The organism is Marispirochaeta aestuarii, from assembly GCF_002087085.1.
In the GTDB taxonomy this organism is placed as follows: Bacteria; Spirochaetota; Spirochaetia; order JC444; family Marispirochaetaceae; genus Marispirochaeta; species Marispirochaeta aestuarii.
In genome coordinates this window covers 1-20,885 of sequence record NZ_MWQY01000034.1, presented here as the reverse complement: position 1 = coordinate 20,885, position 20,885 = coordinate 1, and the positions used below count along the sequence as shown (strand labels likewise).

General features: G+C 47.5%; 17 protein-coding genes. 8 read left to right on the top strand and 9 right to left on the bottom strand.

The window, feature by feature from the left end:
- Positions 1–780: 780 nt before the first annotated feature.
- From B4O97_RS18440 to B4O97_RS18425, 4 genes are all read left to right on the top strand, one after another.
- Entirely contained in the window at positions 781–1,617 is an 837-nt protein-coding gene (locus tag B4O97_RS18440) for a phosphogluconate dehydrogenase C-terminal domain-containing protein (RefSeq protein ID WP_233143129.1), read from the top strand.
- Between the two features lie 163 nt (positions 1,618–1,780).
- Positions 1,781–2,794: a TRAP transporter substrate-binding protein gene (locus B4O97_RS18435; protein WP_083052994.1), complete on the top strand. Its 1,014-nt coding sequence runs from the start codon at positions 1,781–1,783 to the stop codon at positions 2,792–2,794.
- A 171-nt stretch (positions 2,795–2,965) separates the two neighbouring features.
- A complete protein-coding gene (locus B4O97_RS19850) occupies positions 2,966–3,427 on the top strand; it encodes a TRAP transporter small permease (RefSeq protein ID WP_158084399.1) in 462 nt (153 codons plus the stop codon).
- 44 nt (positions 3,428–3,471) lie between these two features.
- Positions 3,472–4,749 (top strand): TRAP transporter large permease, encoded by a 1,278-nt coding sequence (locus tag B4O97_RS18425; RefSeq protein WP_083052992.1) that lies wholly within the window; start codon positions 3,472–3,474, stop codon positions 4,747–4,749.
- A 260-nt stretch (positions 4,750–5,009) separates the two neighbouring features.
- Here the strand turns inward: B4O97_RS18425 and B4O97_RS18420 are convergent, their stop codons facing one another.
- The 8 genes from B4O97_RS18420 to B4O97_RS18385 all read right to left on the bottom strand — a co-directional run bounded on the left by B4O97_RS18420 (position 5,010) and on the right by B4O97_RS18385 (position 15,144).
- Entirely contained in the window at positions 5,010–6,071 is a 1,062-nt protein-coding gene (locus tag B4O97_RS18420; protein WP_083052991.1) for a TRAP transporter substrate-binding protein, read from the bottom strand.
- A gap of 35 nt (positions 6,072–6,106) precedes the next feature.
- On the bottom strand, positions 6,107–7,381 hold the full coding sequence (locus tag B4O97_RS18415; protein ID WP_083052990.1) for a TRAP transporter large permease: 1,275 nt from the start codon (positions 7,379–7,381) through the stop codon (positions 6,107–6,109).
- A 21-nt stretch (positions 7,382–7,402) separates the two neighbouring features.
- The gene (locus B4O97_RS18410) at positions 7,403–7,894 is read right to left on the bottom strand and encodes a TRAP transporter small permease (protein WP_083052989.1); all 492 of its coding nucleotides are present in this window, start codon (positions 7,892–7,894) and stop codon (positions 7,403–7,405) included.
- Positions 7,895–7,964: 70 nt separating this feature from the next.
- A complete protein-coding gene (locus tag B4O97_RS18405; RefSeq protein WP_158084398.1) occupies positions 7,965–9,140 on the bottom strand; it encodes an amidohydrolase family protein in 1,176 nt (391 codons plus the stop codon).
- A 190-nt stretch (positions 9,141–9,330) separates the two neighbouring features.
- Positions 9,331–11,508 (bottom strand): helix-turn-helix domain-containing protein, encoded by a 2,178-nt coding sequence (locus B4O97_RS18400; protein ID WP_158084397.1) that lies wholly within the window; start codon positions 11,506–11,508, stop codon positions 9,331–9,333.
- 309 nt (positions 11,509–11,817) lie between these two features.
- Positions 11,818–13,167, bottom strand: coding sequence for an extracellular solute-binding protein (locus B4O97_RS18395; RefSeq protein WP_083052986.1), 1,350 nt, complete (start codon positions 13,165–13,167; stop codon positions 11,818–11,820).
- Positions 13,160–13,828 (bottom strand): response regulator, encoded by a 669-nt coding sequence (locus B4O97_RS18390; protein WP_269844581.1) that lies wholly within the window; start codon positions 13,826–13,828, stop codon positions 13,160–13,162. The genes B4O97_RS18395 and B4O97_RS18390 overlap by 8 nt, the downstream gene beginning before the upstream one ends.
- A 14-nt stretch (positions 13,829–13,842) precedes the next feature.
- Positions 13,843–15,144, bottom strand: a complete 1,302-nt coding sequence (locus B4O97_RS18385; RefSeq protein ID WP_083052984.1) for a sensor histidine kinase — start codon at positions 15,142–15,144, stop codon at positions 13,843–13,845.
- 200 nt (positions 15,145–15,344) lie between these two features.
- Here B4O97_RS18385 and B4O97_RS18380 point away from each other — a divergent pair, with 200 nt between their 5' ends.
- The 4 genes from B4O97_RS18380 (at position 15,345) to B4O97_RS18365 (ending at position 19,928) form a co-directional block, all read left to right on the top strand.
- Positions 15,345–16,280, top strand: coding sequence for a sugar ABC transporter substrate-binding protein (locus B4O97_RS18380; protein WP_083052983.1), 936 nt, complete (start codon positions 15,345–15,347; stop codon positions 16,278–16,280).
- Between the two features lie 92 nt (positions 16,281–16,372).
- A complete protein-coding gene (locus tag B4O97_RS18375) occupies positions 16,373–17,872 on the top strand; it encodes a sugar ABC transporter ATP-binding protein (protein ID WP_083052982.1) in 1,500 nt (499 codons plus the stop codon).
- Positions 17,873–17,899: 27 nt separating this feature from the next.
- Entirely contained in the window at positions 17,900–18,886 is a 987-nt protein-coding gene (locus B4O97_RS18370; RefSeq protein WP_198947102.1) for an ABC transporter permease, read from the top strand.
- Positions 18,887–19,034: 148 nt separating this feature from the next.
- Positions 19,035–19,928, top strand: coding sequence for a VOC family protein (locus tag B4O97_RS18365; protein ID WP_083052980.1), 894 nt, complete (start codon positions 19,035–19,037; stop codon positions 19,926–19,928).
- Positions 19,929–19,940: 12 nt separating this feature from the next.
- Here B4O97_RS18365 and B4O97_RS18360 read toward each other — a convergent pair whose 3' ends face one another.
- Positions 19,941–20,741 (bottom strand): HipA domain-containing protein, encoded by an 801-nt coding sequence (locus B4O97_RS18360; RefSeq protein WP_233143124.1) that lies wholly within the window; start codon positions 20,739–20,741, stop codon positions 19,941–19,943.
- Positions 20,742–20,885: the final 144 nt, after the last annotated feature.

Genomic DNA, 20,885 nt, shown 5'->3' with positions numbered 1-20,885 from the left:
ATGTGCGGCCCGCCCCCCATGGTAAAGGCTGTGCTCAGGACCCTGGAAGAGATGCAGGCGGAAGGCCGGGGTGTTGAAGAAGAGAATATATATTACGAGAGCGCTTGAATTGATCCGGCGCGGGCGATTCAGTCCGCGCCTGGTTCATTTTATTGCGGAAACTGATCAGGCTACAAAAGCTTGGTTGGCTGTGCCTGTAACTTAATTTATAGAAGTCGCTACTTCCGACTATTATGAAATACTACTGATACAATAACCATGCTGCGAGAATTTTTATATGTATTGTCAACATAGGGCCATTTCTGACTACCGGTCTTGAAATCTATACTCCGGCACAAGATTCCTGTCCTAATAGACAAATCATCTACTTCCCACACCAGAAATTAATCAGAAAAAATGCTCAATGTTCAAAATGATTTACCAGCCATAGTTCGAATTACCTGCTGACATTTCAGCCGATCGTTCCTTTTTTCATCCGTGGCCATTAAGGATCTTACCTTCGAAGCAGCTTGATATAAGGTACTGTAAATGGGACCATTTTTGGCGCTGCTTCCTTGCTTTGTATAATTTTAATTGACATGATATCAGACCAATGTTAGCATTATAAGTGGTTTCTACGAGGGGGTATCGAGGGAAAATAGAGTAGCAAATTGTTCGTACTATGTGCCTTAACAAGGGGTATGGATAAGATGAACTCTTTTTCGATAATCACAGCGTATAAAATAAGGGAACATTCTCCGGAGATTATCAGATCGTATTTTTTAGGAGATAACTGTGAAAATGAAAGTTGCTTTAATGGGTGCCGGCGGCAAGATGGGACTGAGAATTGTAGAAAAATTATCAGAAACGGAAGGGTTTGAGGTTATTTATGTTCAACGAAAAGGACCAGGTTTTGATCGTCTTGTGAGTATGGGGTTGCAGCCCGTCAGCAACACTCGTCTCATCCCGGAAGTTGATGTTGCCATACTTGCAGTTCCAGATGCGGCTATTGCAAAAGTCAGTGCAGAAATAATCCCTCTTCTCCCCCCCCATGCAATGGTATTTGGATTGGACCCTGCGGCAGCTCATGCGAAGGTAATGCCGATACGTAAAGACTTGTCATACTTCATTGCTCATCCCTGCCATCCGCCATTATTTAACGATGAAGTTACCGAAGAGGCCCGCAATGACCATTTTGGAGGAATCGCCAAACAGCACATTGTCTGTGCTTTATATCAGGGGCCGGATACTGATTATGACAGAGGAGAAAAACTGGCAAAAATAATTTACTCACCTGTTATGAATTCTTATCGTCTGACCGTCGAGCAGATGGCGGTTCTTGAACCAGCTCTGGTCGAGACAATAGGAGTAACCGTACTTGTTGCAGTCCGTGAAGCTCTCGAAAAAGCTATAAAAATGGGGGCTCCTGAGGAGGCTGCAAGGGAGTTCTTATTTGGTCATCTGCAGATCGCTATTTCCCAGGTTTTTGGTTTTGTGGACTATCCGATGTCTGATGGCGCTCAGCTTGCCGCAAAAAAAGCCTTCAGCAAGATATTCCGCCCTGACTGGATGGATAATGTTATGAATCCTGAAAGGATAGCAGAGAGCGTTGCAGAGATAACTCACGCCAAAAAATAAACTGCCATCATGAATAAGTTACACATATAAACGGACAAGGAGGTAAATACAAAGAGTATTGGTAGGATATCAGAATGAAGAGGTCCCCCAATCTAATATTTAAACAAGGTGTGGAACCTCTTTTTCATGATTCACAAATCATGTCTAATTAGGAGGCTTTTGTATGGAACGCTATTTAACACTGATTTTCTTGATCACAGTTATCATAGTTACTCCGATATTCGCTGGAGGTGGACAAGATAACACTGCGAATGAACCGGTGGAACTGCGATGGGCACATTTAGGTGTTGAAGGTGAAATACTGACAATCTTCGCAGACGAGTTTGCTAAACGCGTTGAGGAGCAGACAAATGGTCGCGTGAAGATTGAAGTGTATGGAAATGCTGCATTAGGTAATATCGAAGAAACAATAAATAGTGTTAAGAACGGGACAATCGACATGGCTATGCATGATTTTGCCTCGTTGGCGGGATTTGTTGAAAATCTTGCAGTTTTTAACGCTCCATTTATTTATAAAGATGCAGCCCATTCGATGAGAGTTACAGACCCCTATACATCACCGGTTATGCGGGAATTAAACCAGGAACTAATTGATACAGCCGGAATCCGTATTTTCGCCAACTGTTACAGAGGAGCAAGGCAATTAACAGCCAACTTCCCAGTTTACTCACCAGCCGATCTCTCAGGAAAAAAGATCCGGGGCGTACCACTGCCAATATGGATGACAATGATTAAAGGAATGGGCGCTGTCCCGACTCCTGTCCAATGGGCTGAACTTGCAACCGCCCTGGCGACCGGAGTGGTAGAAGGCCAGGAGAACCCGTTGAATAATATATACAGCGGGAAATTGTATGAAGTACAAGACTATATAATGATGACGAACCATATGCAGGCAATACAAACCTGTTTTGTAAATGAGAAGAGCTGGATGAAGATTCCTCAGGAAGACCGTGAAATTATCGAAAAGATCGCGGTTAATTTGGGCGAGGAGTCGGTTAAATGGACGCTTGATTCAGATGATGAATATAAAGAGTTGCTTGAAGCCGAAGGTGTCACATTTATAACATCAGAAAATGGTCTACAGATTGATAAGTTTGTTACAGATGTACTGAAGCAAGTTAATGCCGATTATCCGCAATGGGCAGGCCTTATAAAGGAAATACAGGCAATACCATAACGGAAGATCAGTCCACTGAAAATTTATTTTACGGTCAGGAGCGGTTATTCCGTCTCCTGACCGGATGGGTGAGGCGTGTCTAGGGGGATTGAAATGAAAGAAATATTTTGGCCGAACGGCAGTTAATAAGCTTTCAGGCCCCAAAGGCTACAGAGAATATGGAGGGAGAATGTGCCTGGTAAAAGTAATAAATCATTCCCGAGAATAGATAGGATCATAAGTTATATTTTACTGTTCTCAATTACTTTTTTGGTATTGATACATGTATTTTGCAGGCTGATCAGCAGGCCATTATACGGAGCCGAGGAGATGGAACGATATTTGTTTGTCTCAATGGTTTTTTTGTCCCTCTCCTATGTTGCACAATCTGACAGTCACATAAGGTTTGATTCACTTATTTCACTTCTCAATCCAAAATTAAGGAGAGTTGTTGATACGATTATATATTTCTTGTGCGTCATAGTATTTGCGATCACGACTGTTTCCGGCGTCGCAACGATAATCGGGAATGCACACACCAGGACTGCTTCACTTGGTATACCTTTTATAGTGCTATCCCTGCCTGCTGTGATCGGTATTTTTCTTATGACTGTTTCATATTTAAGGAAACTATTCAAAAATTTGTCTGAGTAAAGTAACTCAATGTTCAGGGAATTCAGGAATCGGAGAAAATATCTATGGTTGCACTATTAATGATTATTTCATTCTTTTTACTGTTCCTGGCAGGATGCCCTATTATTCTTGCTATAGGATTGCCTAGCACAATTTATGTATTATTGAATGGATTCCCTGTCGAATTGATTTTCAGTCGTTACCTCTATGCACTGGATTCATTTACAATCTTAGCTATTCCGGTCTTTATCTTTTCCGGAAATTTGATGAATACTTCTGGAATAACCCGGCGACTTTTTCATTTCGCAGATACTGCTGTAGGCAGATTTCCAGGCGGGCTTGCCCAGGTGAATATTCTCGCGAGTCTTGTATTCTCTGGAATGTCGGGAGCGGCTCTAGCTGACGTCGGTGGTCTCGGGCAGATGGAAATAACCGCAATGACGGAAAAAGGGTTTCCGAAACCCTTTTCTGCTGCAGTTACTATTGCAACATCAACTGTCGGACCAATATTTCCTCCAAGCATTCCACTGGTGCTCTTTGGAGCAATAACCGGCACCTCAATTGTGCGTTTATTACTTGCCGGAATTATTCCTGCTATAATTGCAGTAGTTTTCATGATGGTTTTTACCGGTTTGATTGCCGTAAAAAGGAAATATCCCAGGAGAGACCGGTTCCCATCAATTCAAGAGTTTTTTTCAGGCCTTGTTCCGGCATTTCCCGCCCTGATAGCACCCATTCTGCTAATCGGCGGTATGTTATCCGGTTTCTTTACACCAACAGAAGCCGCCAGTGTTGTATTAGCTTATATTTTGTTTATAGGAAAATTTATCTACAGAGATATGACTTTTTCGCACATAAAAGAAGCAGCGAATACGACTATTCTTCAAACCTCTGCAATATGTATAATAATGGCCTTTGCGATGTTATTCGGATGGATCATGACCATCGAAAGAATGCCAATGCTTTTCAAGTCGGCGATGGCTCCATTCATTGATAATCCGTTAGTCCTATTACTAATTATTAATCTGATACTTATCGTTGTAGGAATGTTTCTCGATAGTAATACTGCAACACTGATTGTCATTCCGATTTTCATGCCGACTATATTGAATGCGGGTATTGACCCTATTCAATTCGGGATTATTGTGGTTCTGAATTTAATGATCGGTTTAATGACGCCGCCCATGGGACTTTCATTATTGATGGTTAGTGAAATGGTAAAGGTACCTATCGGTCGTATTTTCAAAGAGGCACTCTGGTATTTCATACCACTCTTTGTTACTTTGGCAATTGTAACATTTATACCAATAGTATCGCTTTGGATACCCGGATTCTTGAATTAAGGTTTTGACGAGATAGTCTATATACTGTGCAGAGGAAGCTCTTAATCTTAAAACAGTACGAAGCTGTTATCCCAATGTGCGGCCCGCCCCCCATGGTAAAGGCTGTGCTCAGGACCCTGGAAGAGATGCAGGCGGAAGGCCGGGGTGTGGAAGAACAGAACGTTTATTACGAGAGCGCGTAAATTGATCCGGCGCGGGCTGTGTTTGGCCCGCGCCGGAAATAGTTCCTGTCTGGTATTTTTATGCTGTATATTAAGCTTTCAGCGGGTGACCTTGGCGAGCGCCATCTTCAGCTCTTCGATCAGTTCGTCGCCTACCTTTTCCGCTACACTGTCCCAGACCGGTTGGGTTACTTCCTGAAAAGCCTGTTTCTGTGCAGCTGTTAACTCGACAATTGTAGCTCCTGCTTCTTTGATTTCTTCAAGGTAAGAACTTTCATCGGCTCTGGCAATTTCCCGGCCACGAATACCGGTTTTCAACGCAACCTCCCTGATCAGTTTCTGATCATCCGGTGAGTAGGAATCAAAGAGCTTCTTGCTGTAAAGGAATGTTAGGGGTGAATATACATGACCGGTAAGAGATATGTAGTTGTTGACCTCATAGAATTTCCACCCGTAGATCGCGACAACGGGATTCTCCTGTCCGTCGATTGCATGCTGCTGCAGGGCGGTAAAGACTTCGGAAACCGGCATCGGGGTAGGATTCGCACCGAGGAGCCGCCAGGCTTCCAAGTGTATCGGATTTTCCATGGTCCTGATTTTTAAGCCTTTGATATCACTTGGGCTGGTAATCGGATGAACGCTGTTTGTAACATGCCGGAATCCCATTTCTGTCCAGGCCAGATTGTACAGTCCCTTTGATTCAAGAAGCTTGTTCAACTTGCTGCCGATTTCTCCATCCAGTATCTGATCTGCGACTTCACCGCTTTCAAAAAGAAAAGGGATGTCGAAAACGGCGAACTCGGGGGCCATGCCTACCAGAGGCGCGGTTGTCGGACCTGCTGCCTCCAGGGTTCCGCTCCGCAGGGATTCTATGAGTTTCACGTCATCACCAAGCTGGGAGCTCGGGTAGAGTTCGACCTTTATCCTTCCGTTGGTCTTTGATTCTATTTCCGGCTTGAAAAGTTCCTTGATCGCCCGATAATTGGGAAGGGTTTCAGGTCCGCCGAAACCGATCTTTATTACGATTTCCGGAGCGTTTGAATCCTGTTCCGCTTCAGAGCTCTGGACCTGCTGTACCGGTTCTTCCGTTTTGAGGCATCCGGTCAGCAGCAGTCCTGCTATTCCCAGGATTACGAGAAACATCAGTGCTTTTCTTGTCATTGCTTTCCTCCTGTATGTACAAGAACGCTGGATAGTTATTTGATATACCTGGTGGTTACCAGGACCAAATCCGGAAAGTAAGTTATCGCGAAAAGAACCCCGATCATCGCCAGCAGAAAAGGCAGCATCCCTTTTGTCAATTGGACAATACTGAGGCGGGACAGACCGCTGCCGACATACAGCACGGCTCCCACGGGAGGCGTCAGTAATCCCAGGCAGAGGTTCATGACCATCACCACGCCGAAATGAATCGGATTGAGTCCGTATTGTACGACAATGGGAAGAAGGATCGGGGTAAGGAGCAATATCGCCGGTGCAGTATCAAGAACGCAGCCGACAAGAAGCAGCAGTATGTTTATGAGAAAGAGCAGGGTGTATGCATTGGCCGCGTGGGAAACAATCAGTCCTGTAAGCATCTCCGGAATATGTACCGTGGTTATCATATACGCGGCCGCAGTGGCGCCTCCCACGACAAACATTATCGAAGCGGTGCTCTTCATCGATGCCACGAGTATTTCAGGTATGTCCTTTATGGTAATGTCATGATAAACGAACATCGCGATAAGAAAAGCATATACGACCGCTATCACGGCGGCTTCTGTGGGGGTGACCACACCGAAAACAATACCGCCCAGAATTATGATCGGCAGAAGAAGTGCCCAGAACGCGTCGATGGTGCTTGAAACAAGCTCTTTCCATGTCGCCCGTTTTTCGGACTTGTAATTCCGGCGCCTGGTGTGAAAAAACCAGACTATGGATAAAACCACAGCGATCAGAATCCCGGGAATTATTCCGCCCAGGAAAAGTTTGACGATTGAAACTCCAGCGGTTACACCGTACAGAATCATTGGAATACTTGGAGGAATAATCGGTCCGATGCATCCTGCACTGCAGATAAGTCCGGTACTGCGTTTTGTATCATAACCGTGGTTGTTCATCACCGGAACCAGGACCGATCCCACAGCCGCCGTGTCCGCGATGGCGGAACCGGAGACGCCGGCAAATACCATACTGGACAAAATGCCTACGTAACCGATTCCTCCGGATATATGACCCACCAGAACATGGGCGAACCTGACTATTCTCCTGGATATTCCTCCCTGGTTCATTATTTCTCCGGCTATCATGAAAAACGGAATCGCCAGCAGAGGAAAATTATCGATACCCCGGACCAGCCCCTGGGTAAGTATCTGGGCGGAGAATCCTCCGGTCAGATACATCATAACACCAGCGGTACCGATAAGCGCGAGGCTTATGGGAACATTCAGAAGTATCAGACCAAAAAGACTCAGTAGAAAAACGGTAATCATTTTAACCTACCTCCGGGGTTCTTATTCTGCCTCTGACTCAGGGGGATTGATTGTCCTTGCCATTCGAATGAGTGTTTGCACAGCCATAAGCAGGCTGGCGAAAGGTATGACGCTGTACACGTATCCGTAGGGAATCTCCAGCGCCGGTGACAACCAGCTGAGGTTGTCCATGGTGGCGATAAGACCGCCGCGGAAGACTATGAGAAGAACAACAAGTGTGACAATCTGGGATGCCATGATTATGGCGATTCTCCATTTTCCATGGGAAATCCTGACAAAAATATCCAGATTCATGTGCTCGTAATGCTCGTGTGCAAGAACCCCGCCCAGAAAGGCCGCCCAGATAAACAGGAAGCGTGATGCCTCTTCGGCCCATGCAAGGGAGACGTTGAAGAAGTATCTGCCGATTACATTGCTGAAGACAATTATGATCAGAAAAGTGGTCGTTAGAACCAGCAGGACAGTCACAATGCTGATTAGTAGGTTGTACCCGCGAAGAAGAATGCCTTTCATTCACGATTTCCTTTTTGCTTCAGATCCGGCTGCCCGGGATATTTTTGTTCATCTGCAGCCTGCCGGAACATCACGAGAGGGTTTCCTGGGGCAGATGGTAAAAGGATCTGCAGCTAGCGGGTTTGCCTTCGACAAAAATCAGCCGCGGTTCCAGAAGAGCGTTCCCTGTGATACTGTTCCCTGCCGAGCCGTCGAAGAATCTGTAATTACCGTCAACCTTATCCAGGATTGTAATGTTTGCAGACCGGCCGACCTTCAGACTGCCCCAGGTTTCGGACAGACTGAGGGCGTTCGCGGCGTTGATGGTAACCGCAGCAATAACCTCCTTAAGAGGCATCCCCATAGCGAGGAACTTTGACATGGTAACTGCCAGGCTCTGTACATGTTCGCGGCCGAGGGAGGAAAGGTCGGTGGTTATGATGTCGGGGGGAAAGCCATTATCCAAAAGCGTTTGCGCAACCTTCAGACTGAAATTGTTCCGGCCGTGGCTGCAGTCCAGGATGACCCCGCGTTTTTTTGCCTGCTCCAGTTCCGGGAAGATTGTTCCGTCCTCCAGTACCATGCCGCCGGGGCGCCAGGACATATAGTGACTGATTATGTCTCCTTTTCCCAGCAGGGAGACAACATTTCGGCTGTAGACATCGAAGGGGTCGTTATCCTTTCTCTGCCGGAATTCTCCAATATGGATCATCAAAGGCAAACGGAGCTCTTCGGCTGTTTTCTTTGCCAGGGCTACAACATCCATATCTATTCGGGAAACGGCTTCCATTGCCCGTATCTTCACACCCCGAATCATACCCCCCGCGGCACCAACAACTTCCTTCAACTGTTCTACGTTAAAGTCGTGAACCGAAGCTATTTCGGGAAGCCTGATAAGACCGCAGGATGCAAAGTTTATAAAATAGCTTACCGATGTGCGGGAGTTCCGGAGTAAGGATCTGAGAACATGGAAGTTGGCTGAACCGGAAGAACCGGCATCGTTTACAAGAAGCACTCCCGCATCCACCCCCGCCTCATCGGCCGGAACTGCATGACCGGTAAAATCACCCACCGGGTGGCAGTGAGCATCGATCAATCCGGGAACAATATACTTGCCGGGCACAGGATAAACAGCTCGTGCATCAGTGCTGTCAATATCTTTCTGGACCCTGGCTATTCTTCCATTTTCAATGGCGACATCCGCTTTTTCGTTTATGTTTGAAGCCGGATCGATCACATGGCCATCTTTTATGATGATATCGTACAATCTATCGCTCCTTTGCCGTATTACCCTGAAATATCTGCATGGCTGTCTACAGGGCATATAAAAACGATAGACCGGAATTTCCGCTGTGCCTATTGTCAGTATTTGGTATATGTTAACGATTTTCTTCGGCGGAGATCAGCGGAGATGTATCAGAATTTGTTCTGGACTAACACTTTTTCTCATGGTGGGATTATTTGCCGGAGTTTCTGATGTTTTCCCTGTATTGGCCGGGGGTAATCCCTTCATGCCGTTTGAAGGTTCGCAGGAATGTCTGAATATTATTGAAGCCCACCCTGAAACCGATTTCTTTTATATTGAAAATTGTGTCTTTCAGCAATAGTTTTGATTTCTCTATTCTCTTCTTGCTGAGATATTCAATATAGTTGATGCCGATGTTTTCTTTAAATATTTTGCTGATGTAGGAAGTGCTGAAACCGACCAGCTCAGCGAGAGAATTAAGACTGATATCCTCCTGCAGGTGATCATCAATATAGGCAATAATCTTTTCCACATTTCTATCCAGGCGCTTCAGGTTGTGCTCGTTGATGGCATGGGTAAGTTTGAAGGATATCCTTTTTAACCAGGCACCAATGTCTTCCAGGGTTTCCCGCTGAGAAAGTTCATCGTACAGGTTGTAGTGGGTCCCGAAGACTTCATCCACGGAGATTCCCGTATCGATCAGTACCTCGGCGATCGAACTTGTAATGCGGATAAATATGTTCTCCAGATAATCATAGGAGATATTACCATTCTCGTATATCTCTTTCATGAGTTCGTCTATCTCTACAACGGCCTCACGATGGTTGCCCGTCTTCAGCTTATTGATTATAGTCCGCTCTTTTTCGGAATGGTACAGATACAGTTCATTTTCATGGATCTCTATATCGCTGATATCGATAATCTCATTCTTGCCCTGGTAAAGCTTGTATTTTAGAGCATTCATCGCTTCTTTATACGAAAGGTTGATGTCCAGAATATTTTTATATATGCGTCCGATTCCAAGAGTTACAGTAAAAGGAAAATTGTTTTCGATAATTTTCTTTATTTCCGAAGCGAAACTCACGGAGTTTTCCTGGATAACAATAAACTTGCCGTCGCCGTCATAATTAATGATCGCCACTAGTTTATCGGGTTTAACTTCAATACACACCCCTTTTGCATGAAGCATGATGATTTTCTCTATTGTAGCGATGAGTCTCAGTTTCTGCAGGTTCCGTTCAATATCGCCGTATCGTTCGTACCATCGATGATAATCATCAATCTGAAGGGCAATAACCAGATAGTTGTTAAGACTCAGGTCGTATCCAAGAAAATTGAGTTTCTCCGATATGTCCCGCATATTCTCGTTGCCGCCCTTTACCAGTCCCGAGAAAAGCTTCTCCTTGATCAGGGGCTTAAGTTCTGTTAGTCGCTGTTCCAGATTCCTGTTTTGGTCTATTACGTCGCAATAAATCTGTTCCAGAAACTTATACTCATTGGTTATTGGTTTTTGCAGGGACGATTCAGAACCGCTTCTCTGAGAAACAAGAATTATCTTTATCAGATTTGCTACAGGATTATAGATTCCCCTGGATATTGCCAGGGATATAAACATACTCAAAGCGATATAGATTAATGTGATCGCCAGTATAATGCCGAGAACAAGGTGACTGTCATTCTGTATATGGTCCAGGGGTATCCGGTATACATACTTCCAATTGTTGTGGGGGGAGGTTGTAAAAGCGAAGAGGCTTTTCATCCCATACATGTCTGCTATGTAGGATCCGGTTCCAGTGGAAAAGGTTTGCATAAGATAGGGCCTGTATCGGACGAAATCGTAGAGTCGGTTTTCGTCACGATGGGAAATCACTATACCGGCGGAACTCAAGGCGAATATTTCACTGTGTTCAATGGCATTGTCCCCTTTGATTGCTGCGTAGATCATTCGTTCCTTGATGTTTATAACGACAGCACCCATCTTGCTTTCGGACCGGAACGGGATGTTGCATATACTGGTTATTACATTGCTGTTGAATCCTGTATCTTCAGTAACTCGTCTGGTACCCAGCCACTCAATCGGAACTCTGCTCTTCTCATATACTGGAATCCAGAAGGTGTCGGGGAACTCATCCAGGCTGTATAGTTTTCCGTTGGAATGGATAATCTGTTTTGAGTGACTTCCATAAATGTAGATGGATTCAATATATTCATTGGTTGCGGATATATTGCCGAGCATATTCAGAATATCCAGATTGCGTGGATATACTTCCAGGTGGGGATTAAAGATAAATTGAATCACGTCCTTGTTACCGGCAATCTGCTTGTGGACCTGTTCTATTTCCCGGTAGATCAGATTGACCATTTCGCTGCTCTTGTTAAGTACATTCATACTGGTTTTCAGTATCTGCTTTTCTATCAGCTGTGAGGACTGACGGTAGATGATCCAGTTAGCCGCAATGACCGGGAGGATCGAGGATAAAATGATGATAATAAATGTTTTGAAGAATAATGTATTAAATCTAAAAACCAGGGTCTGTTTCATTCTAAAACCTGAATGCATCAGTCAGTTGATTAGTCTCCATGTAATTACCCCAGTAAGGATCTATACGAAACAGTTAACTATATCATAATCTAACGTTTACTTCATTATCATGTTTTTTATCGTGTATCCTGGATAATTGCATTCGTCTGTCTACCCTCAGCGCTTACCGGTCTGAACCGAGTATTCATCCTCCAGAAGCTCATTGATCATCTGGTCCAGGCTCCCGACTCCCTTTGAAATGTCTTCGTCCTGGGCGATTATGGTAAATATACGCTGGGTGATGTACTCATCGATTACCGGGTACTTTTTAAAATCCGGATCGATGTATGAGTTGGCTATTACCGACTCGATAAACTCACGGTCCAGGGGGCGCATTCCGTCCCTCTGCATTATTCCCGATTTATAGATGTGGTCGAAGACCGCGCGGTTTACCGGCAGCATATTGGAATATTCCCAGATCTGGTACTGAAAGTCCTTGTCGCTGGAGATGAACTTGAGAAACTCAAAGGCGACATCCTTATGCCGTGAGCGCGAACTCATTCCCAGTTGTACGGTGTAGAGTTTTGATTTGCTGCTCCCGTGGGGGCCGTGGGGGAAAGGCAGAGCCTCCCAGTCAAAATCTTCATATCGCAGAATACGGTAGGGGTATGATCCGTATACACGGAACTCTGAAAGGTTGAAGGTTTTGAATCCCACCCGTCCGTCTTCGAAGGTCCCTTCCCTGACAATAACCCCCTGGTTCAGGGCGTGCATTTTTTTGAGAAAATGAAGTGTCTCGGAAAAACGCTGATAATTGAATCCGGACTGCGTGCTGTCCGCATTGAACAGGCTGGTGTCATTGGTATAGAAAACATGATGCCAGTCATAACCTTCCACCCCGAACTGGTCGGGGGCGCCGTCACCGTCGAGATCATCGGTAATCTGTTCGCACAGATGATAAAACTGCTCCCAGGTCCAGTTGTCCAGGTCGATTGTGAGGTCCAGGGAATCGAGGAGATCATTATTCACGATAAGGAACGAGGGGACTATATAGATGGGTAAGGAATACTGGGAGCCCTGGTATTGTCCTGCCTCAAGGGCATTGCGGAAAAAGACATCCGGGCTCAAGTCGCTCTTTTCGATATATTTATCGAGCCGTTCCAGCAGTCCGATGGCCGCATAGGTGGTAAAATCCTCTTCGATGATCAGAAATATGTCCGGCTCTTTTCCCTTGAGTACCAGCTGGGCAAACCATTCGGAATAATCCTTGTACATTGTTCCGGTGCGCAGCACTACCGTATACCCCTCGTCTGCGAAGCGCTGCTCAAACATCTCCACGGCCTTGTCGTAGATGGCATAGGCAAAGTTCTGGGGCACCCCCCAGCTGTTTCCCGAATAGAGGGCCAGTTCCAGCACAACTGTTTTGCTCCGGTAGTGCAGTAGAGCGAATACCATCAGCAGAATCAGTACTGTCAATACTCCGAGGATCCGTAATTTTCCCCGTGTTACCGGAGTATTTTTAGCCATTCAGGGACTCCAGGTTTTTCAGCATGAGCCCGGATTGAATCGCAAATATCGCGATCTGAGTACGGTCGCGAAGGTCGAGTTTTTTAAGAATATTACTGATGTAATTGCGTACGGTTCCCTCGGAAAAGTTGACCTTCTGCATGATCTCCTTGTTTGATAATCCTTTGCCGATCAGCTGCATTATCTTTATTTCCTGGATGGTGAGGGATTTGAACTGTTCATCCGGTGTCTGCAGGGAGAGAAAGGACGAGTTGGCCAGCCGGCCGAATAAGGAGAAAATCTTCTGGGCAGTCTGGGGATCAACACTGGCGCCGCCTGCATGGACGGAAGCAATGCTGGTGAGCAGGTCGCTCTTGGATATCCCTTTAAGCAAAAAGCCGTCGGCTCCATTCTTTACAGCTTCGTAGACATATTGATCATCGTCGAAGGTGGTGAGCATGATGATCCTTATGGCGGAGTTCCGTTCCTTGATTATACTGACGCACTCAAGGCCATTGATCTCCGGCATTCTGATGTCCATGAGGATGATGTCGGGTTTGAGACGACCGGCAAGTTCCACCGCCTCCCGTCCGTCCTTCGCCGTTCCGACAACACTGAAGCGGGAATCGGAGCTGATAATAAGCTCGAGGCTTTCGCGAATGAGTTCCTGGTCGTCTGCGATTAGAACACTGATAGTTATGACTTTCCTCCCTTCCGCAGCGGTATGGTGGCAAAGGTTTTGAAGCCGCAGTTTTCGGCTGTTTCGAACCGGACCTTTCCTCCTAAAAGAGCGATCTGCTCTTCTATATGCTCCAGGCCGAAGTGCTTTTTAACCTGGGCACATCCTTTGCCGTCATCGATGATGGATACGCTCAGCTGGTTAGCCGTATAGCGCAGGCTTACATCTATGGCTTTACTTTCCGAATATTTGAAGGAGTTTGTCAGGCTCTCCTGGACCAGGCGATAGACTGTCTGTTCCTCGTCATCCTCCAGGGGAACTGCCTGGCCGATTATCGTAAATTCCACACTCTGGTCCCCCAGGGCATTGGCATCGTTTATGAGCTCCTGCAGGGCCCTGAGGAGCGAGGATTTGACTATCGCATCGCTTTTCAGTTCCCGGACCGAACGACGGATATCAGTTAATCCCTTGTCTGTAACACTCTTTATCTTCATCAGGCGGCGGTGCAGTTCGGCCCCTCCTTTTTTGGAGAGTTCAATGCAGGCTTCAAGCCCGGTGGAGATGCTTGTAAGGGAGTGCCCGAGGATATCATGGATTTCGTGGGCCAGACGGTTCCGCTCCTTTAGGCGCGCGGATTCCTCCAGTTTTGCCTGAAGGATTTCCAGCTGATGAAGCTTGTCGGAGAGTTCATTGTTGACCTTGATGAACTCCTTGTTTTCCCGGACCTTGCTCTGAATGAGGAACTGGAAAAAGAGAATCGCCAGCATCAGGTTAAGGGATTCCAGGGTGCTCCGGATACTGTAAAGCGGTATCTGCGTGCTCGGTCCGTAAAAGCTGATATAATCCTGCAGGGAAACCAGGTTGAGACGGACCGAGATAATATCGTAGTCGGAAAAGATGTACCCGAGCATTACCAGGCCAATGGCAATGTAGCGCAGGGGCAGCTTACTGATAAAAAAGAAGGCCCCGACTCCGATAAAGAGGAACAGCCCCTTGTATGAGAAATTAAGATTGTAGGCGATAAAAAAGGTTATGGCGATATCCGCCAGAAACAGCAGGAAGGTAAGGATTGTACGGGACTCTCCAAGGCGCCGTTTCAGTAAACCGGAAACCGCAAGTATTAAAAAACTGCCGATGGCATAAACAGGAACATGCCAGGGAACATGGGGCAGATACCGTGCCTGCTCCAGAAATATTCGCGCCTGATCGGCTTCGCACACCAGAAAGGTTGTCTGGTACATGACAAGGGAGAGCAGGCTCACGATAGCCAGATTCAGGATGAGAATGAAATGGTAAACATAGTTCAGCGGTTTATCCATAAACGTGCCTGTACGATAGCCCAGAGGTGAATACTTGTAAAGCTTTAAGGAAAAAATCACAGGCTTTAGTGACAATTGTCATAAAAGTGGTGACAATAAACTGTTTGCGTTCAAGAATTTAAGCCGGTAGAATACTTTCGAGGGTGAGTTTTGGTACCAACCACGCCTATCAAGCGCATCAAACATAAATTGGAGGATTTATGAAAAAAGCACTTTTATTTTGCCTGATCCTTATCGTTGCATTGGGATCGGTATTCGCAGAGGGCGGTAGAGAAGCCGACAGCGGATACACCTTCGGTTATACCTGCATGACCATGAATAACCCCTTCTTTATTATCCTTGAACAGTCTATCCGTGATAAAGTCGAAGCAAACGGCGACAAGCTGATCACCATGGATCCGGCGATGGACGTGGCAAAACAGATCAACCAGATTGAAGACCTGATTACCCAGGGAATCGACGCCATCTACCTTAACCCCGTTGACTGGGAAGGAATCCGCCCTGCTCTTGTTGCCCTCAAAGACGCCGGTATTCCCATTATCAACTTTGACACTGAAGTAAAGGACATGGAGTATGTAACCGCCTATGCCGGCTCCGACAACAAGAATGCCGGGTATGTGTGTGGTGCTGATCTGGTAAAACGCTTCCCCAATGGCGGAAACATCGTTGTACTCGATTCCCCCACCATGAACTCCATCAACGACCGTATCGCAGGTTTCATGGAAGCCATCAAAGGAAAGGGTTTTACCATCGTAGCGCAGCAGGATGCCAAGGGTGATCTTCCTACGTCCATGAGAATAACCGAGGATATCCTTCAGGCACATCCCGACATCAAAGCGATAATGGGTGGTAATGATCCTACGGCTCTGGGTGCCCTTGCAGCCTGTAAGGCGGCCAACCGAACGGATATTCTGATCTACGGTGTCGACGGTTCTCCCGAAGCCAAGGCGGAAATCGCCAGTGGAAGTCAGTTTGTAGGTTCCGGAGCACAGAGCCCGATCAGCATCGGTGTGGAATCCGTAAAGCTGGCGTACAAGGTTCTTAACAACGAAGCCTACGAAGAGCGCATCCCCGTCAAGACATTCCTGATCAACGCTGACAACGTCAACGAATATGGAACCGACGGCTGGCAGTAGGAACACAGGTCTATTTTTTACAAATCCCACAGGGGCCGGTCTGATTCAGAACCGGCCCCGTTTCAAGCAATAACAGCGGAGGGTAGAGCCAGGTGAGTGAGCAGATTCTTTTGGAAATGAACCATATACGCAAGGAGTTCCCGGGAGTCCTGGCACTCAAAGATGTGTCTCTGCAGCTTCGGGCCGGGGAGGTCCACGCCTTACTGGGAGAGAACGGTGCAGGTAAGTCGACACTTATCAAGATTCTGGGCGGAATATATGCCCGGGATGCCGGAGAAATCGTTATCGACGGAAAAGTGGTCCACATCGATTCGGTTCATGACGCCCAGAAATACGGAATCAGTGTAATTCACCAGGAGCTCGTGCTGGTGCCTCACATGACGGTCGCGGAGAATATATATCTTGGCAGAGAACCGCTTAAATCTGGTCGCTTTGTTGATTTCAAAAAGATGCACGACGATGCAAAGAAACTGCTCGACTCCTTCGAACTGGATATCAGGCCGGAGGAGGAAATCAGCGAATTGACCATTGCCCAGCAGCAGATGGTGGAGATTATCAAGGCTCTCTCCTTCAATGCGAAAATACTGGTCATGGATGAACCGACCTCATCCCTCTCGGAGAAGGATGTCGATTTTCTCTTTGAGAATATCCGGAAGCTGAAAAAGGCCCAGGTCGGCATCATCTATATTTCCCACCGGATGAGCGAACTGAAACAAATTGCGGACAGAATCACGGTAATCCGCGACGGCGAGTACATCGGTACGAAGGATACGAAGACAACGGACAATGATGAACTTATCGCCATGATGGTCGGCCGTCAGCTTACGAACTACTATACCAGGACCTTCGGAAATCCCACGGAAAAAGTACTGGAGGTAAAAAACCTGAGGGACGGGAAACTGCTCAAGGATGTGTCTTTCCATCTTTTCAAGGGAGAGATCCTCGGTTTCGCAGGTCTTGTGGGTGCAGGAAGAAGCGAACTGATGAAATGCATTTTCGGAATCGATCCGTTCCAGTCCGGAGAGATCCTGCTGAATGGAAACCCGGCGATCATCCGCAATCCCGATGAAGCAATGAAAAAGGGTATAGCCCTGGTTCCCGAAAGCCGTAAGCTCGAAGCCCTGTTTCCCGATCAGACGGTGAAGTACAACATCACCATCAAGGCCCTGGGTGAGTTCATTCACGGAATCCACGTAAACAATGCCCAGGAGACGAAAATAACCAGGGAATACGTCGACAAGATGGCGATAAAGACGCCGACCTATCAGCAGGTAGTGGGGAACCTGTCCGGCGGCAACCAGCAGAAGGTAGTTATTGGCCGATGGCTTGCGACTAAGCCCAAAATCCTGATTCTTGATGAACCCACCCGGGGCGTCGATGTCGGGGCCAAGGCGGAGATCTACGCAATTATGAACAATCTTGTCAAAGAAGGCGTTGCGATCATCATGATCTCGTCGGAACTTCCTGAGGTGATCAATATGAGCGACCGGGTGGTGGTTATGAGCAACGGCAGAATAACCGCCTGCCTTCCTCGAGAAGGTTTGACGCAGGAAAAGATAATGCATCACGCTACGCAGTTTGTTACGACCTGAACCTAGGAGCGGAGGACAATGAAGGACATGAATAATTCGACAGTTAAACCTATGAAAGAACTGCATCTGAAGCATAATCCAATTTACAGTTTCGTACGGGAAAACCTGGGTATCCTCATCGGATTGCTCCTGTTGTGCGTCATTCTGACCATCTTTTCCCCGGTGTTTCTTTCCAAGAATAATATTCTGAACGTACTGCGGCAGGTGGCGACAAACCTCTACATAGCCTGCGCCATGACAATGGTTATAATTCTTGGGGGTATCGATCTTTCGGTGGGATCGATCATCGCCCTCTCCGGTGTGGTCACCGGCGGGATGATCGCCTTTGACGGTTATTCTATCGGGGTCGCGGTCGTGGCCGGACTCCTGGTGGGCTCTGCGGTGGGAGCTTTTAACGGGCTTTTGATCAGCAAGACCACCATTCCTCCTTTTATCGTTACCCTGTCGACGATGAATATCGCCCGCGGAGCCGCCTATGTCTATACCGGCGGTCAGCCCATTCGCGTAATGTCCGATTCCTTCAATTTTATCGGTGCAGGATATCTGGGTGAGATTCCCATGCCCATAATCTACCTGGTGATAATTGTTGTTGTCTCGGTATTGATCATGTCCAAATCACGACTGGGGCGGCACATCTATGCAGTGGGGGGCAATCCGACGGCCGCGAAGTTCTCAGGTATTAAAAACAGCCGGGTACTTTTCTTCGCCTATCTGTTCAGCGGTCTCATGGCATCGATTGCCGGAATCGTTCTTGCCTCCCGCATGTTCAGCGGCCAGCCGACAGCCGGCCAGGGCGCGGAGATGGATGCCATCGCCGCGGTAGTACTGGGCGGAACAAGTATGAGCGGCGGAGTCGGGAAAATCGGCGGCACCGTTATCGGGGCTCTCATTATCGGGGTCCTCAGCAACGGGCTGAACCTGCTGGGGATTAACTCCTTCTGGCAGTACATTGTTAAAGGTGTCGTTATACTGATCGCCGTGTATGTGGACTTTCTTAAAAAGGGGAATAAATAGAGCAGGCAGCAGGTTCCGCAGATTTATAGTCTGAGGCTGAATGCTGGTTAATTCTTGCAAATACGACAGAAAAGGTAATAAAATATACAGGTGGTTTTTTTGATTTCTTCAGGGACCCGGCATCCGGTCCGGGGAAAAGGAGGACCCCATGTCAAAAATAAGCGCCTGTATCTGGTTCGATAGCCAGGCGGAGGAAGCCGCCGCCTTTTATACGGATATTTTTCCCAACTCCCGCATTACCGGTAGAACCCGTTACACCGAAGCCGGGAAGGAACTTCACGGAAAGGAACCCGGATCAGTTATGACCGTACTTTTCGAGGCGGACGGTTTCAGCTTTACCGCCCTTAACGGCGGGCCGTATTTTACCATCAATCCTTCCATTTCCTTTTTTGTCCGCTGTGAAAACGCGGCCGAGGTGGACCGTCTCTGGCAGGAGCTCTCCCGGGAGGGGAAAGTCCTGATGCCTCTGGACAGTTACTTCTTCAGTGAGCGCTACGGCTGGATACAGGACCGCTTCGGTGTTTCCTGGCAATTGATTCTTGCCCCCGAATCTCTGGAGCCGCGCATTGTACCCTCCCTGCTCTTTGTGGGAGATGTGTGCGGCAAAGCCGAAGAGGCCATGAACTTCTACACATCGATATTCAGAAAGGCTTCCATGGGAGAAATCGCCCGCTACGGCGCGGGACAGGAGCCGGATACTGCAGACAGCGTAATGTACGGAGAGTTCAGCCTGGAGGGACAGACGTTCACCGCCATGGACAGCGCCCAGGAGAACAGGTTCGGCTTTAACGAAGGGGTCTCTTTACTGGTGGACGCTCAGAACCAGGAAGAAATAGACCATTACTGGAAGGCCCTTTCCGCGGTGCCGGAAGCCGAACAGTGCGGCTGGCTCAAGGACAGGTACGGCATATCCTGGCAGATTTTTCCGGACACGGAGATGAACAGACTGCTCCAGGACGGCGACGAGGCAAAATCAACACGTACCCTGGAAGCCATGTTCACAATGAAGAAAATCGACCTGGAGGGATTGAGGAGGGCTTGAGGCAAGAGATACTCACCCCGCCACCAAGCTCCCCGTCCTCCGTATCCGCTTCCGAATAGTCTGGTTGATCCTCTCAAGCACCGGGTCTGACCCGTTCTTCTCGACAAACAGCCGATGGTAATCGCTCAGTCTGTCCAGGAGTATGTCCATGAAGCTGTTCAGGGTGTTGAGGATAAGCCGCGGACGCATTCCAAGTACATCTGCCATTCTTTCCCAATCCTTCAGGCGAATCTGCCCGGGATCCGCATTGCCGCCGATGGAGAAGGCCAGATCGCTGCTGATGCCGGGATAGATCGCGGTACAGACAAGATCATAAAAGGGCGCGAGCCTCGGACCTGCACTGGTGTAGAGTATGGAAAGGTTTTTTGCATGGCCGTCCGCATTCCCTGTAAGCAGATTGAATACCTGCCAGCGGAGAAGGTTCAGTATATCTTCCGCCGGGGACACACTGATGTTTCGCAGCAGATGTATGCACTCCTTAAGATCCGGTCCGCCGTCATTTTCATACTTTCTGTAATAGGGATACCCCAGGGCCTGGCAAAAGTCCTCCTGATGGATGCGGACAATGCTTCCTGACTTATCCCGTACGCGGTCGCAGCGGACTGTTAATGAGTATCCGTTTCCGATGCCGACTTCAACTGTCGGAAGTCCCAGCTGTCGGGAAATAAAGCTGATATACACCTCGTTCCAGTTGAGTCCTTTATAATTGCGGTTTGAGAACTTGAGAATATGAGAGCTTGCCGCGTCTCCCTGGGGCCAGAAGAGACTCTCTCCGTCAAAGTATACAGGCCATTTGTCCTGAGCCCCTGCCAGGGAGAGCCTGAGCTTTCCTCCGACCTTGAGCCTGGTATACGAAATATGCGTTTCTACCGCGTTTTTCAGGTCCCTGTCGCTTACAGGAACCTAACCTGAGCGATTTTCACGTGTAGAAAAAAATACCTCCATGTGGTGTAATGA

Bases quoted from the DNA above. Each gene is read 5' to 3' on its own strand.
- B4O97_RS18420 (WP_083052991.1), bottom strand. From the start codon at position 6,071: ATGACAAGAAAAGCACTGATGTTTCTCGTAATCCTGGGAATAGCAGGA.
- B4O97_RS18395 (WP_083052986.1), bottom strand. From the start codon at position 13,167: ATGGCTAAAAATACTCCGGTAACACGGGGAAAATTACGGATCCTCGGA.
- B4O97_RS18425 (WP_083052992.1), top strand. From the start codon at position 3,472: ATGGTTGCACTATTAATGATTATTTCATTCTTTTTACTGTTCCTGGCA.
- B4O97_RS18440 (WP_233143129.1), top strand. From the start codon at position 781: ATGAAAGTTGCTTTAATGGGTGCCGGCGGCAAGATGGGACTGAGAATT.
- B4O97_RS18410 (WP_083052989.1), bottom strand. From the start codon at position 7,894: ATGAAAGGCATTCTTCTTCGCGGGTACAACCTACTAATCAGCATTGTG.
- B4O97_RS18415 (WP_083052990.1), bottom strand. From the start codon at position 7,381: ATGATTACCGTTTTTCTACTGAGTCTTTTTGGTCTGATACTTCTGAAT.
- B4O97_RS18365 (WP_083052980.1), top strand. From the start codon at position 19,035: ATGTCAAAAATAAGCGCCTGTATCTGGTTCGATAGCCAGGCGGAGGAA.
- B4O97_RS18385 (WP_083052984.1), bottom strand. From the start codon at position 15,144: ATGGATAAACCGCTGAACTATGTTTACCATTTCATTCTCATCCTGAAT.
- B4O97_RS18380 (WP_083052983.1), top strand. From the start codon at position 15,345: ATGAAAAAAGCACTTTTATTTTGCCTGATCCTTATCGTTGCATTGGGA.
- B4O97_RS18435 (WP_083052994.1), top strand. From the start codon at position 1,781: ATGGAACGCTATTTAACACTGATTTTCTTGATCACAGTTATCATAGTT.
- B4O97_RS18370 (WP_198947102.1), top strand. From the start codon at position 17,900: ATGAATAATTCGACAGTTAAACCTATGAAAGAACTGCATCTGAAGCAT.
- B4O97_RS18400 (WP_158084397.1), bottom strand. From the start codon at position 11,508: ATGAATGTACTTAACAAGAGCAGCGAAATGGTCAATCTGATCTACCGG.